This window comes from Micromonospora sp. NPDC051141 (assembly GCF_044455765.1).
GTDB lineage: Bacteria > Actinomycetota > Actinomycetes > Mycobacteriales > Micromonosporaceae > Micromonospora.
This window is the reverse complement of record NZ_JBITFD010000002.1, coordinates 551,834-566,148: the sequence shown is the minus strand read 5'-3', so window position 1 is coordinate 566,148 and position 14,315 is coordinate 551,834. Positions and strand designations below refer to the sequence as shown.

Below are 14,315 nucleotides of genomic sequence, written 5' to 3'. Positions count from 1 at the left end.
GTACGCCTCACCGGCCCCAGTGACAACGCCCGATAAGGCGAGGCCGGACCTCGTACACCACTTTCCCAGTCGGTAGCCGTACACTCTGGCGGGCGTGTGGCGTGGCGCACCCCTACCGAGGACGGCGGGCGGCGCCCGGACGCCGGCGACGATCAGGCAGAGGAAGGGGAGCACCTGTGGCTTCCAGCAGGGACCGGCAGCGCAAACTGGCGCGGGCCAAGCTCGACCGGCAACTCGCCCGGCGGGCCGCGGTCGCGAAGCGCCGCCGGCAGATCCAGGCCGGTGTGGGCGCCGCGGTGGTGCTCGTGCTGATCGTGGCCGGCTCGGCCTGGGCGCTCGGCGCGTTCGACTCGGAGCCGAAGAAGCAGGCCGCCGAGGACACCTGCCTCTGGACCCCGCAGGACGCCGCCGCGAACGCCAACCTCAAGGACGTCGGCACGCCGGCCACCAAGGGCCTGCCCACCTCGGGCACGCGGCCGATGACGGTGACCACCAACCAGGGCGGGCCGATCACCGTCGACCTGGACCTGGCTGCCTCGCCCTGCGGCGGCGCGAGCCTCGCCCACCTGGCGAGCCGGAAGTTCTACGACACCACCAAGTGCCACGAGATCACCACCGAGGGCGCGCTGCGCTGCGGTGACCCGAGCGGCACCGGGATCGGCGGGCCGACCTACTCGTTCTACGACGAGAACGTCCCCACCGCGCCCGAGGCGAGCCCGTCGGCCTCCCCCGCGCCGGGGCAGCCGCCGGTCTACCCGAAGGGCACGGTCGCCCTGGTCGGCAACCCGCCGGGCACCAACGGCAGCCAGTTCCTGATCTTCTTCAAGGATTTCAGCCCGGCGAAGCCGGCCTACAGCGTCGTCGGCCGGGTCACCGGCGGGCTGGACGTGGTGGAGAAGATCGGCAAGCTCCCGACCGTGGACAATGGCAGCGGAGCGAAGGTCAAGCCGAAGACGGACGTGGTGATCCAGAGCCTCACCGTCGGCGAGCCGAACGCCGCGCCGGCGAGCAGCCCCAGCGCCGGTTGATCCACCCCGGGTCGGCCCCGACCCACCCTGACTCGACGGCGCGCGACGCCGTTACCCGATGCACAGCAGGTGAGGAGTGACCGTGACGTCCACCAGAGACCGCCAGCGGGCGGCGGCGCGGGCCCGGCTCGAACGGGAGATGGCCGAGCGGACCGGCAAGGCCCGCAAGCGCCGGCAGACGCAGGCGATCGCCGGCGCCGCGGCCGTGCTGGTGCTCGTGGTGGCCGGCACCGTCTGGCTGGCCACGTCGCTCGGCGACGACGACGACAAGGAGCAGGCCGGCACCGCGGCCGGCTTCGCCCAGTGCACCTACAACGAGGTGCCCAAGGAGGGCCGGCCGGCGCAGATCAAGGACGTCGGGATGCCGCCGACGCAGCAGGCCAACAAGGGCACCCAGACGATGACGATCGACACCAACCTGGGCCCGATCACCGCGACGCTGGACCGGAGCCTGGTGCCCTGCACCGCCGGCAGCTTCACGCACCTGGCCAGCAAGGGCTTCTTCGACAACACCAAGTGCCACCGCCTGGTCACCGAGGGCATCAAGGTGCTCCAGTGCGGCGACCCGAGCGCTACCGGGAAGGGCTGGCGGGACACCGACGGCACCGGCGGGCCGAGCTACAACCTGGCCGAGGAGAACCTGCCCACCAACAAGCGCCCGCCGTACCCGGAGGGCGTCATCGCGATGGCCAACTCCGGCCAGCCGGGCAGCACCGGCAGCCAGTTCTTCATCGTGTACGGCGACTCCCCGCTCGACCCGAACTACACCGTGCTCGGCACCATCACCGGCGGCATGGACGTGGTGAAGCAGGTCGCCGCGGCCGGTGACGACGGCGCGTTCGCGAAGCAGGCCGGCGGCGGTCACCCGAAGAAGGAGATCGTCATGACCAAGGTGAGCCTGAGCGACATCCAGGGCTGACCCGCGTCACCGAGAAAACGCCCGCCGGCTCGACCGGCGGGCGTTTTCTCGTACGTCCCCGCTCAGGCCCCGGACGTGACCCGGTACGCGTCGAACACGCCGTCGACCTTGCGCACCGCGGCCAGCAGGTGCCCCAGGTGCTTCGGATCGGCCATCTCGAAGCTGAACCGGCTGACCGCCACCCGGTCCCGGGTGGTGGTGACCGTCGCGGAGAGGATGTTCACCCGCTCCTCGGAGAGCACCCGGGTGACGTCGGCGAGCAGCTTGTGCCGGTCCAGCGCCTCCACCTGGATGGCGACCAGGAACGTGGACGCCGAGGTGAGCTTCCAGCTCACCTCCACCACCCGCTCGGGCTGGGCCCGCAGGTCCTCGGCGTTGGCGCAGTCGTCGCGGTGCACGCTGACCCCGCCGGAGCGGGTGACGAAACCGAACACCGAGTCCGGCGGCACCGGCGTGCAGCAGCGGGCCAGCTTGATCCAGACGTCGCTGACGCCGCGCACCACCACACCCGGGTCGGCGCTGCTCTGCCGGCTACGCGGCGGCCGGGTGGCGACGGCGGTCTCGGCGATGTCCTCCGCCGCGCCCTCCTCGCCGCCGTAGGACGCCATCAGCTTCTGCACCACCGACTGCGCGGAGACCTGGCTGTCGCCGACCGCCGCGTAGAGCGAGGCCACGTCCGCGAGGTGCAGATCCCGGGCGATCGCCATCAGCGCGTCCGAGGTGAGCATCCGCTGCAACGGCATGCCCTGCTTGCGCATCGCCTTGACGATCGCGTCCTTGCCGGCCTCGATCGCCTCCTCGCGCCGCTCCTTGTTGAAGTACTGGCGGATCTTCGTGCGGGCGCGCGGGCTCTTGACGAAGCCGAGCCAGTCCTGCGTCGGACCGGCCGTGTCGGACTTCGAGGTGAAGATCTCGATCACGTCGCCGTTCGACAGCGTCGACTCCAACGGCACCAGCTTGCCGTTGACCCGCGCCCCGATGCACTTGTGCCCGACCTCGGTGTGCACCGCGTACGCGAAGTCGACAGGCGTCGACCCGGTCGGCAGCGGGATGACGTCGCCCTTCGGCGTGAAGACGTACACCTCCTGGCTGGACAGGTCGAACCGCAGCGCGTCCAGGAACTCGCTCGGGTCGGCCGCCTCCCGTTGCCAGTCCAGCAACTGCCGCAGCCAGGTCATCTCGTCGATGTGCGCCGGCGGGCCGACCACCTGGGTGCCCTTGTGCTCCTTGTACTTCCAGTGCGCGGCGATGCCGAACTCGGCCGTACGGTGCATCGCGTAGGTGCGGATCTGCATCTCCACCGGCTTGCCGGTGGGCCCGATGACAGTCGTGTGCAACGACTGGTACATGTTGAACTTGGGCATGGCGATGTAGTCCTTGAACCGGCCCGGCACCGGCTGCCAGTTGGCGTGGATGACGCCCAGCGCCGCGTAGCAGTCGCGCACCGTGTCGACCAGGATCCGCACACCCACCAGGTCGTAGATGTCGTTGAAGTCGCGCCCCCGCACGATCATCTTCTGGTAGATCGAGTAGAGGTGCTTCGGCCGCCCGGTGGTCTCCGCCTTGATCTTGGCGGCCTTCAGGTCGGTCTGCACCTTCTGCGTCACCTGGCGCAGCAGCGCCTCGCGCTGCGGCTGGTGCTCCCCGATCAGCCGGTTGATCTCCTCGAACCGCTTCGGGAACAGCGTCCCGAAGGCCAGGTCCTCCAGCTCCCACTTGATGGTGTTCATACCGAGGCGGTGCGCCAGCGGGGCGAGGATCTCCAGCGTCTCCTTGGCCTTCTGCTCCTGCTTGGGGCGGGGCAGGAAGGTCAGCGTCCGCATGTTGTGCAGGCGGTCGGCCAGCTTGATCACCAGGACCCGCGGGTCCTTGGCCATCGCCACGACCATCTTGCGGATCGTCTCCGCCTTGGCCGCGTCGCCCAGCTTGACCTTGTCGAGCTTGGTGACACCGTCGACGAGCAGCGCGACCTCGCCGCCGAAGTCGGCGCGCATCGCATCGAGGGTGTACTCGGTGTCCTCGATCGTGTCGTGCAGCAGCGCCGCCACCAGCGTCGTGGTGTCCATGCCCAGATTGCCGAGGATCGTCGCCACCGCGAGCGGGTGCGTGATGTACGGGTCGCCGGACTTGCGGTACTGCCCCGAGTGCCACCGGGCGGCGGTGTCGAAGGCGCGCTGCAACAGCCGCGCGTCGGCCTTGGGGTGGTTCACCCGGTGCGTCGCGATCAGCGGCTCCAGCACCTCGCTGACCTGGGAGGTCTGCCAGGGCGCGTTGAACCGGGCCAGCCGGGCGCGGACCCGCCGGCCGGTCGGCGCGTTGGACAGCGCGAACCCGCCGCCGGACCCGGGGTCATCGGGGCCGTCGGTCGGGAACGGCACCACGACCCCACCGCCGTCGGCCGGTGCGTCCGGCGTGCCGTCGGTGGCGTCGATCGCCCCGACCGATGGGTTGCCGTCGCGCTCGGTCACCGAGCCGTCCGCGTCGCCTGTCGGGTGCACCGTGCCCTCCACCGGAGGGACGACATCGTGGGACACCGGCCTCCTCACCGTTCGCCGGGATGCGCCGGCCGTCCGGCCGACGTCTGATCCAACCGACCCGGGGGCCGGTGTTGTTCCGCGCCGGTCACCGGGGCTCGGCCCCGGCGGCCCGCGGACGGTCGCCCGCCCGCTCAGGCAAAGGGCAATGCTACCCGTAGGCAGGGCACGCCGCCGCTCCCCCGGACGGTCGGTGCCGGGGGCTGCGCGGGACGAGCAGGGTCAAACGGTCAGCAGGGCATGGACCGGGCGCGGAGCGAGGCGTTCCCGCCCCTGGAGGAAGCCCAGCTCCAGCAGGACGGTGAAGCCGGCGACCGTGCCGCCGGCCCGCTCCACCAGGTCGAGCGTGGCCTCGGCGGTGCCGCCGGTGGCCAGCACGTCGTCCAGCACCAGCACCCGGTGGCCGGCGGTGAACGCGTCCTGGTGCACCTCCAGCGTCGCCTCGCCGTACTCCAGCGCGTACGAGGCGGAGTGGGTGGCGCGGGGCAGCTTGCCGGCCTTGCGTACCGGCACCACGCCGACGCCGGTGGCGTACGCGACGGCGGCGGCCAGCACGAACCCGCGCGCCTCGATGCCGGCGACCACGTCGAAGGACTCCGGACCGTGGTACGCGATGATCCGGTCGATCACCTCACGGAACGCCACGCCGTCGGCGAAGAGTGGCATCAGGTCCTTGAACATGACCCCCGGCTTGGGGAAGTCCGGCACGTCCAGCAGCCGGCTGGCGACCAGCCGGGCAGCCTCGGGACCGCTGTCTCCCCGTACGCCGGTGGTGTGCGTCTCCGTCACGATGCGTCCCATGTCCTCTCGAAACGACGACGGCGTCCGTCATGCCGTGGTAACAGCATGACGGACGCCGTCCGGTCGATCTTCTCGGGTCCTGCGGTCAGCGGCGCTTCGCGCCGCCCGGCCGGTTGCCCCCGCCGCCGCTGGGCCGACCGCCCCGGGCGCCGCTGGGGCGCTTGCCGGTCGGCCGGGAGCCGACCTTGGGGGCGGCGCCGGCCAGCGCCGCGTCCGCCTCGATCGGCTGGTCACCTGTCGACGCGGGACGCGGGGCGCCCTTCGGCGTGACCTCGCCGCGGGCGATGGCCGCCCGGCGGGAGTGCACCCGCTTGTTGTGCGCGCTGATCCGCGGGTCCTGGTTCTTCAGCAGCACCAGCAGCGGGGTGGCCAGCAGGATCGAGGTCAGGAACGCCACCGCCATACCGACGAAGAGCACCAGGCCCAGGTCCTTCAGGGTGCCGGCGCCGAGCAGGCCGGCGCCGATGAACAGCAGACCGCCGACCGGGAGCAGCGCGACCACCGACGTGTTCAGCGAACGCATGAGGCTCTGGTTGAGCGCCAGGTTCGACGCCTCGCCGTAGGTGAGGTTGTTGTTGGCGGTGATGCCCCGCGTGTTCTCCTGCACCTTGTCGAAGACCACCACCACGTCGTAGAGCGCGAAGCCCAGGATGGTGAGGAAGCCGATGATCGTCGACGGGGTGACCTCGAAGCCGACGAGCGAGTAGATGCCGGAGGTGAGGACCAGGTTGGTGAGCAGCGAGATGATCGCGGCGACCGCCATCCGCCACTCGAAGCGCAGCACCAGGTAGATCGACACCACGGCGAGGAAGATCAGCAGGCCGAGGAACGCGCGGGAGGTGACCTGACTGCCCCAGGCCTCGGAGACCTGGCTGCCGCTGATCTGGTCGGCCTGGATGCCGAACTCCTGCGCCATCGCGGTCTTGGCCGCGTTGGCCTGCTCCGGGGTGAGCTGCCCGGTGCGCATCTCGTAGGTCTCGCCGCCGGTGCCGCCGACCTTCTGCGCGGTGACCACCTCGACGCCGGGGGCCTCCTTGGCCAGCACGTCGTCGACGACAGTCTCGGCCCGGTCGAGCGTGCCGACGCTGGCCGGCACCTGGAACGAGTTGCCGCCGGCGAACTCGATGCCGAGCTTGAACCCGTTGATCGCGAAGCTCAGCACCGCGATCAGGACCAACGCGCCGGCCACGCCGAACCACAGCTTGCGCTTGCCGACGATGTTGAGATCGGCCTCGCCCCGGTAGAGCCGGGCGGCCAGACCACTCTTAGCCATCTCAGGCCTCCTTGACGCGCGGGTTGCGGGCGGTGCCCGGCTCGGCCGACCGGGCCGGCAGCGCCCGGCCCAGACCGCTGACCCGCGGGGACAGGAACGCCCGGGTGCGGGCGAACATCGTCATGATCGGGTGGCGGAAGAGGAACACGACGACCAGGTCGAGCACGGTCGCCAGGCCGAGCGCGAAGGCGAAGCCCTTCACCGCGCCGACCGACACGATGTAGAGCACCACTGCCGACATCAGCGTGATGGCGTTCGCCGAGATGATCGTCCGGCGGGCCCGGATCCAGGCACGGGGCACCGCGCTGCGCGGGCTGCGGCCCTCGCGGATCTCGTCCTTGAGTCGTTCGAAGTAGATGACGAACGAGTCCGCCGCCACACCGAGTGAGACGATCATGCCGGCGATGCCGGCGAGCGTGAGCGTGAACCCGATCGACCGGCCCAGCACCACCAGCGCGCCGAAGACCAGCAGCGCGGAGAGCACCAGGCTGAGGAAGATGACGGAGCCCAGCAGCCGGTAGTAGAAGAACGAGTAGATGATGACCAGCAGCATGCCGATGCCGGCGGCCAGCAGGCCGGCCCGCAGGTGGCTGTCACCAAGCGTCGCGGTGACGTTCTGGCTCTCCTGCGGCTCGAACGTGACCGGCAGCGCGCCGTAGCGGAGCTGGCTGGCCAGCGCGTTCGCCGACTTGTTGTCGAAGCTGCCGGTGATCTGCGAGTCGCCGGTCAGCACGCCCTGGATCTCCGGCGACGAGACGATCTCGTTGTCCAGCACCACGGCGACCCGGCACTTGCCGTCCTGGCCGAGCGCGGTCTGGTCGCAGGCCTGGCCCTCGTTGTTGAACGACTCGCGGGTCAGCGCGGTCCACTTCTCCTGGCCGTCGCCGGTGAAGTTCAGGCTGACCACCCAGGCGCTGGTCTGGTCGAGCTGGGCGGAGGCGTTCTTGACGTCGGTGCCCTCCACCTTGGCCACGTCGAGCAGGTACTTGGCGCCGGACTCGCAGGCCACCGCCTTCTGCTTCGGGTCGTTGATCGAGCCGGCCGGCCGCTTGTCGAGCTGGGCACAGGTGATGGTCGGCACGTTGAACTGCATCTCGACCGGGAGCACCGCGATCTCCTGCGGGGAGAGCGTGCCGAACGGCTTGAACGCGGCGGCCTGCGCCGGGTCGGCCGGGGCCTGGAGCCCGGAGGCGGCGGCCCAGGCGGCCGGGCCCACCTTCTGCTCGACGGCCTTGCGCTGCTGCTCGATGCTCTGCGGCACCGGCTCGGCGCTGGCGCTCGGCGCGGCGCTCGCCGGGGCCGACGGCGTCGCGCTGGCGCTCGGCGCGGGGGCCATGCCGCCCTGCCCGCCGGCGCTCGGCGACGCGGTGACCTTGGCGCTCGCGCTCGGCTTCGGCGACGCGCTGCCGGACGGCTTCGGCGACGCGCTGCCCGAGGGCTTGGCGCTGCCGGACGGGGCCGCCGAGGCGCTGGGGCTCGGCGCCGGGGCGGCGGCTGCGCCGCTGCCGTCGGTGGCCTTGAGCACCTTGCGGAAGCGCAGCTCGGCGGCGCTGCCCACGTCGGTCAGGTCACGGTTCTGGCCGGGCAGGGAGATGACGATGTTCCGGTTGCCCTCGGTGACCACCTCCGCCTCGGCCACGCCGTAGGCGTTGACCCGGCTCTCGATGATCTGGCGCGCCTCTTCGAGGTTCTCGGAGGTCGGCGGCTTGCCGTCGACCGTGTTGGTGGCCTCGAGCGTCAGCCGGGTGCCGCCGATGAGGTCCAGGCCGAGCCGGGGCTCCAGCCGGTCCTTCCAGCCACCGCTGGCGCCGCCCGAGAAGAACACCAAAAGATAGAGGACGACGAAGATGAACCCGAGCACGGCGAGTTGCCGTCCGGGGCGCATCTGTCCCTGAGGTGGTGCCACGGCTGTCCTGTCTCCCTGTACGGTCGCGCCGCTTCCACGGCGGCGACAACTGTCGGGCCGGGGGTGTCCGCCCGACTGCTCCGGCTGGCCGGCACCGGCGACCGGCACGCAGACCCGGGCACGACGCGGGGGCGTCGCGCGGGTCCGGCCGCGTGCCGACGACGGACGCCGACCCAACTATCCACTTGTGGGGGTGGTTCCGCTGCCCCGTCCGGGGCGGCTGGTCACTCCTTGACCGGCTCGGCTTCCTCGCTGATGGTCTCGGCCTCGGGCGCCTCGGCCCGCTTGACCACCCGGGCCACGGCGGGACGCGCGTACCGGGTCTGCACGCCGGGGGCGACCTCGAGCAGGACCGTCTCGTCCTCGACCACGGTGACCGTGCCGTGCAGGCCGCCGATGGTGACCACCTCGTCGCCCGGGGCGAGAGCGGACTGCATCTGCTCCGCCTCCCGGCGGCGCTTCTGCTGCGGACGGATCATCATGAAGTACATGACGACGAAGAGCAGAGCGATCATGAGGATCGGCGTCAGACCGCCGGCTCCCCCGCCACTCGCTGCTGCGTAAAGCACGGTGTCGACCTTCCGGTTGGCCCCCGCCGGCCCCGGGGGGCACCGCAGCGGAGGCGGATTCTCACGTCCTGTACAGACCGCGGCGAAGTCTAGTCCCTGCTCCTGAGAAGACCGAATGCGGCACAGATCACGTTAGGATCACGGCCGATCGGTCTGCGTGGAGAACAGATCGGGCCCCGGAGGGGCTTCCATGCCAAATGTACCATTCGGGGGGTTGCGCCCCAGGTGCCGCCAGGCAGCCTCGGTCGCCACCCGGCCCCGGGGCGTCCGGGCCAACAGCCCGGCCCGCACCAGGAACGGCTCGCAGACCTCCTCGACCGTGTCCGGCTGCTCCCCCACCGCCACCGCGAGGGTGGAGACCCCGACCGGGCCACCCCGGAACGAGTCCACCAGCGCCTTGAGCACCGCCCGGTCGAGCCGGTCCAGGCCGAGCGCGTCCACGTCGTAGACGGTCAGCGCGGACCGGGCGGTCTCCACCGTGACCACGCCGTCGGCGCGGACCTCGGCGTAGTCCCGGACCCGGCGCAGCAGCCGGTTGGCGATCCGCGGCGTGCCCCGGGACCGGCCGGCGATCTCCGCCGCGCCCTCCGGCGTGATCGGCACGCCGAGGATCCGGGCGGACCGGTGCAACAGCGTCTTGAGGTCGGCCGGGGAGTAGAAGTCCAGGTGCGCCACGAAGCCGAACCGGTCGCGCATCGGACCGGTCAGCAGGCCCGACCGGGTGGTGGCGCCGACCAGCGTGAACGGCTCCACGTCCAGCGGGATGGCGGTCGCGCCGGGCCCCTTGCCCACCACCACGTCGACCCGGAAGTCCTCCATGGCGCTGTAGAGCAGCTCTTCGGCCGGCTTGGCGATCCGGTGGATCTCGTCGATGAACAGCACGTCGCCCTCGGCGAGGCTGGTCAGGATCGCGGCCAGGTCACCGGACCGCTCGATCGCCGGACCGCTCGTCACCCGGATACCGGCGCCCAGCTCGGCCGCCACGATGTTGGCCAGGCTGGTCTTCCCGAGGCCGGGCGGGCCGGAGAGCAGGATGTGGTCCGGCGGGGAACCGCGCCGCATCGCGCCCTGCAACAGCAGGTCGAGCTGGTCGCGGACCCGGTCCTGGGCGATGAACTCGGCGAGCCGCTTCGGCCGGACGCTTGCCTCCGCGTCCAGCTCCGCGTCGCTGACGTACGCCGAGACCAGGTTGTCGTTGCTCATCCGCGCGCTCCCCCCGACGGCCGGCCGACCGGCCTCATCGGGTGCGGCCCAGCAGGCGGATGGCCTGCTTGAGCAGGACCGGCACGGGCGGGGTCGCACCGTCGACGGTCTCCGCGACCGCGGCGACCGCCTGTTCGGCCTGGGCCGCCGACCAGCCGAGCCCGACAAGCGCCTGACGCACCTGCTCCGGCCAGGCGCCGGCGGTCACCCCGGCCGCGCCGTCCGGGCCGATCGCCACCGGGCCGATCCGGTCGCGCAGCTCCAGCACGAGCCGCTCGGCGCCCTTCTTGCCGATCCCCGGCACCCGGGTCAGCGCCGCGGTGTCGGCGTTGGCGATGGCCTTGCGGACCGCGTCCGGGGTGTGCACGGCGAGCACCGCCTGCGCCAGCCGCGGGCCGACCCCGCTGGCGGTCTGGAGCAGCTCGAACAGCTGCTTGGCGTCGTCGGCGGCGAAGCCGTAGAGGGTGAGCGAGTCCTCCCGGACCACCAGGCTGGTGGCCAGCCGGGCCGGCTGGCCGACCCGCAGGTCGGCGAGCGTGCCGGGGGCGCACTGCACGGCCAGGCCGATGCCGCCCACCTCCACCACCGCGTGATCCGGACCGGTCGCGGTCACGGTGCCGCGCACACTCGCGATCATCGTCGCACCCCTCCTCGTCGGGCCTGGTCGGCGGCTGCGGCCAGCTTGGACCGGGTGCCGCCCCGCCAGACGTGACAGATGGCCAGCGCCAGCGCGTCGGCGGCGTCGGCCGGTTTCGGCGGCTCGGCCAGCCGCAGCAGGCGGGTGACCATGGTGGTCATCTGTTTCTTGTCGGCCTGACCGGAACCGGTCACCGCCGCCTTCACCTCGCTCGGGGTGTAGGTCGTCACCGGCAGCCCGGCCCGCGCGCCGGCGAGCACCGCGATGCCGCTCGCCTGGGCGGTGCCCATCACGGTGCGCACGTTGTGCTGGCTGAACACGCGTTCCACGGCGACCGCGTCCGGCCGGTGCTCGGCGACCAGGTCGGTGAGCGACCGGTCTAGGTGCAGCAGGCGCAGCGGCAGGTCGTCCTCGGGATCGGTGTGGACCACGTAGTAGGCGACAAGCGTGCAGGCGCGCCCCGGAAAGCCCTCGACCACGCCGACCCCGCACCGGGTCAGCCCCGGGTCGACGCCCAGCACGCGCACGCCGCCTCCTCCCCGAGCCGTCAGCAGTACGTGTGTTCGACACACCCTACTGGTCGGGTCCGACCAGCGGACGGGCGGACACGCCGGGGGCGGACGGGGGCGGAACGCACCACACACCGAAGCGGTCGAGTATGTGTCGCCGCCCCATGTGCCCGGGGCCACACGCCTCGTAACTTCTTGCGCCATGACGGCAGAACCCGTGGCGGTCCCCCACGTCGTACACGTCGACCTCTCCGGTCGCAACGCGCTGGTGACAGGTGGTGGCAGCGGCATCGGACGGGCCTGCGCCCTGCGGCTGGCGGCGGCCGGCGCCTCGGTCGTCGTGCTGGACCGTAACGTGGAGGCGGCCAAGGCGGTCGCCGCCGAGGCCGGGGGCCGGGCCGAGGGCGTCGACCTGGCCGACCCGCAGGCGGTGGACCGGCTCGACGTGGACGCCGACATCGTGGTGAACAACGCCGGCCTGCAACACGTCGCGCCGGTGCAGGAGTTCCCGGTCGAGCGGTTCGAGTACATCCAGCGGGTGATGGTGGAGGCGCCGTTCCTGCTGATCCGCCGGGCGCTGCCCCGGATGTACGCGAACGGCTGGGGCCGGATCGTCAACATCTCCTCGGTGCACGGGCTGCGCGCCTCGCCGTTCAAGGCGGCGTACGTCTCGGCGAAGCACGCCCTCGAAGGGCTGTCCAAGGTGGTCGCGCTGGAGGGCGCCGCGCACGGCGTGACGGCCAACTGCATCAATCCGGCGTACGTGCGGACCGCGCTGGTGGAGAGCCAGATCGCCGACCAGGCGGCCAGTCACGGCATCGGCGAGGACGAGGTGGTCGAGAAGATCATGCTGGCGCGGGCGGCGATCAAGCGGCTGATCGAGCCGGAGGAGGTGGCGGAGTTGGTGGCGTACCTGTGTGCGCCGCCGGCGGCGTTCCTCACCGGCGCCTCGATCGCCCTCGACGGGGGCTGGACGGCCAACTAGTGGCGCCGCGCACAATGTCGGTCATGTCGTCGCCGGTGGAGTTCCTGGAGCTGCTGGCCCGTGAGGCCGCCGCGGTCGAGTTCGAGGGTCCGCTGGTCGCCGCGCGCGCCGCCGGCCTGCCCGCCGACCGGCTGGCCGAGCTGGAGCAGGCGAAGGTGGTGGCGCTGCGGGTGCGGGCGCTGCTGGAGCGCCGCCGACGCCGGGAGACCGAGCTGTCCGGCCTGTACGACACCGCCAGCGACCTGGCCGGCCTGCGGGACCTGGACGACGTGCTGCGCGCGATCGTGCACCGGGCCCGGATCCTGCTCGGCACCGACGTGGCGTACATGACGCTCAACGACGACGAGCGCGGCGACACGTACATGCGGGTCACCGACGGGTCGATCTCGGCCCGGTTCCAGCGGCTGCGGCTGGAGATGGGCGACGGGCTGGGCGGTCTGGTGGCGCAGACCGGCACCCCGTACGTCACCTCGAACTACCAGGAGGACGAGCGGTTCCGGCACACCGGGGAGATCGACGGCGGGGTGGGCGAGGAGGGCCTGGTGGCCATCCTGGGCGTGCCGCTGCGGCTGGGCTCCAGCGTGATCGGCGTGCTCTACGCGGCCAACCGCTCGGCGCGCCCGTTCGCCCGGGAGGAGGTGTCGTTGCTGGTCTCGCTGGGGGCGCACGCCGCGGTGGCGATCGACACCGCCCGGCTGCTGGCCGAGACGCGGGCCGCGCTGGCGGAGTTGTCGGCGGCCAACGGCACGATCCGGGCGCACAGCAGCTCGGTGGAGCGGGCCGCCGCCGCGCACGACCGGATGACCGCGCTGGTGGTACGCGGCGGCGGGATGGAGGACGTGGCGGCTGCGGTGACCGAGGTGCTCGGCGGGGCGCTGCTGGCATTGGACGCCGAGGGGCGGCGGCTGGCCCGGGTCGGCGAGATCGACGAGCCGGACCGGGCGGACATCGTGGAGGCGGTCGCCGCGTCCCGCACCGAGGGGCGCAGCGTACGCCGGGGCCCGCTCTGGTATGCCGCGGTGGTGGCCGGGGCGGAGAACCTGGGCGCGCTGGTGCTGCGCCCGGACGACGAGCTGGTCGACGCCGACCAGCGCATCCTGGAGCGGGCCGCGCTGGTGACCGCGTTGCTGCTGCTGTTCCGCCGCACGGTGGCCGAGGCGGAGGGGCGGGTCCGGGGCGAGCTGCTGGACGACCTGATCGCCCGCCCGTTGCGGGACGCCGACGCGCTGCGCGGCCGGGCCCGCCGGATCGGGGTGGACCTGGACGCCCCGCACGTGCTGGTGGCGGTCGGCGACGACGCGTTCGCCGAGACCGGTTCGGCCCGGCAGCGGGTGCTCTCCTGGGCCACCACGTACGCCTCGACGCGGGGCGGGCTGGCCGCGGCGCGGGACGGGCGGGTGGTGCTGATGCTGCCCGGCCGGGACGCCGGCGGCGCGGCCCGCGCGGTGGCCCGGGACCTGTCCCGGGTGACCGGCCGCCCGGTGACCGCCGGGGCGAGCGGGCCGTCGACCGGTCCGGCGTCGCTGGCGGTGACGTTCGCCGAGGCGGAGCGCTGCCTGACGGCGCTCGGCGCGTTGGGCCGGGCCGGGCAGGGCGCGAGCACCGCGGAGCTGGGCTTCGTCGGGCTGCTGCTCGGGGCGGTCGGCGACGCGGGCGACCGGGACGTGGCCCGGTTCCTCACCGCCACGGTGGGGCCGGTGGTCGACTACGACGCCCGGCGGGGCACCGCGCTGGTGCGGACGTTGGAGGCGTACTTCGGGGTGGGTGGCAGCCTGGCCCGCGCGGCCGAGCAGCTGCACGTGCACGTCAACACCGTGACCCAGCGGCTGGAGCGGGTCGGGCAGTTGCTCGGCGCCGACTGGCAGAAGCCGGAGCGGGCGCTGGAGGTGCAGCTCGCGCTGCGCCTGCACCGGCTGCGCACCCCGGCCGCCTGACGTCGCCGCGCACCCAC

12 protein-coding genes are annotated in these 14,315 nt (G+C 72.4%); 4 read left to right on the top strand and 8 right to left on the bottom strand.

Annotated features, from left to right (window positions below; all coding sequences use genetic code 11):
* The first annotated feature begins 176 nt into the window (after positions 1 to 176).
* Complete coding sequence (locus ACIA6B_RS04940; RefSeq protein ID WP_396771052.1) at positions 177 to 1,028, top strand: peptidylprolyl isomerase; 852 nt, start codon at positions 177 to 179, stop codon at positions 1,026 to 1,028.
* Positions 1,029 to 1,110: 82 nt separating this feature from the next.
* A complete protein-coding gene (locus tag ACIA6B_RS04935; protein ID WP_281939664.1) occupies positions 1,111 to 1,947 on the top strand; it encodes a peptidylprolyl isomerase in 837 nt (278 codons plus the stop codon).
* Between the two features lie 62 nt (positions 1,948 to 2,009).
* Here ACIA6B_RS04935 and ACIA6B_RS04930 read toward each other — a convergent pair whose 3' ends face one another.
* The 8 genes from ACIA6B_RS04930 to ruvC form a co-directional block, all read right to left on the bottom strand.
* Positions 2,010 to 4,481, bottom strand: coding sequence for a RelA/SpoT family protein (locus tag ACIA6B_RS04930; RefSeq protein ID WP_396771050.1), 2,472 nt, complete (start codon positions 4,479 to 4,481; stop codon positions 2,010 to 2,012).
* Positions 4,482 to 4,703: 222 nt separating this feature from the next.
* Entirely contained in the window at positions 4,704 to 5,270 is a 567-nt protein-coding gene (locus ACIA6B_RS04925; protein ID WP_107161313.1) for an adenine phosphoribosyltransferase, read from the bottom strand.
* Between the two features lie 97 nt (positions 5,271 to 5,367).
* Positions 5,368 to 6,555 carry a protein translocase subunit SecF gene (gene secF / locus ACIA6B_RS04920; RefSeq protein ID WP_396771048.1) on the bottom strand — a complete coding sequence of 396 codons (1,188 nt, stop codon included), beginning with the start codon at positions 6,553 to 6,555 and terminating at the stop codon, positions 5,368 to 5,370.
* 1 nt (position 6,556) lies between these two features.
* A complete protein-coding gene (gene secD, locus ACIA6B_RS04915) occupies positions 6,557 to 8,461 on the bottom strand; it encodes a protein translocase subunit SecD (protein ID WP_396771045.1) in 1,905 nt (634 codons plus the stop codon).
* A 224-nt stretch (positions 8,462 to 8,685) separates the two neighbouring features.
* The gene (gene yajC / locus ACIA6B_RS04910; protein WP_107161256.1) at positions 8,686 to 9,030 is read right to left on the bottom strand and encodes a preprotein translocase subunit YajC; all 345 of its coding nucleotides are present in this window, start codon (positions 9,028 to 9,030) and stop codon (positions 8,686 to 8,688) included.
* A gap of 138 nt (positions 9,031 to 9,168) precedes the next feature.
* Positions 9,169 to 10,233 carry a Holliday junction branch migration DNA helicase RuvB gene (gene ruvB, locus ACIA6B_RS04905; RefSeq protein ID WP_396771042.1) on the bottom strand — a complete coding sequence of 355 codons (1,065 nt, stop codon included), beginning with the start codon at positions 10,231 to 10,233 and terminating at the stop codon, positions 9,169 to 9,171.
* 34 nt (positions 10,234 to 10,267) lie between these two features.
* Positions 10,268 to 10,870 (bottom strand): Holliday junction branch migration protein RuvA, encoded by a 603-nt coding sequence (gene ruvA / locus ACIA6B_RS04900; RefSeq protein ID WP_396771040.1) that lies wholly within the window; start codon positions 10,868 to 10,870, stop codon positions 10,268 to 10,270.
* The gene (gene ruvC, locus ACIA6B_RS04895; RefSeq protein WP_357300390.1) at positions 10,867 to 11,397 is read right to left on the bottom strand and encodes a crossover junction endodeoxyribonuclease RuvC; all 531 of its coding nucleotides are present in this window, start codon (positions 11,395 to 11,397) and stop codon (positions 10,867 to 10,869) included. Before ruvC ends, ruvA begins: the two co-directional genes overlap by 4 nt.
* A 184-nt stretch (positions 11,398 to 11,581) precedes the next feature.
* Between ruvC and ACIA6B_RS04890 the strand changes: the two genes are divergently transcribed.
* Together ACIA6B_RS04890 and ACIA6B_RS04885 are read left to right on the top strand one after the other, a co-directional pair.
* Positions 11,582 to 12,364 carry a 3-hydroxybutyrate dehydrogenase gene (locus tag ACIA6B_RS04890; protein ID WP_396771038.1) on the top strand — a complete coding sequence of 261 codons (783 nt, stop codon included), beginning with the start codon at positions 11,582 to 11,584 and terminating at the stop codon, positions 12,362 to 12,364.
* Positions 12,365 to 12,378: 14 nt separating this feature from the next.
* Positions 12,379 to 14,298: a helix-turn-helix domain-containing protein gene (locus ACIA6B_RS04885; protein ID WP_396771036.1), complete on the top strand. Its 1,920-nt coding sequence runs from the start codon at positions 12,379 to 12,381 to the stop codon at positions 14,296 to 14,298.
* Positions 14,299 to 14,315 lie beyond the last annotated feature (17 nt).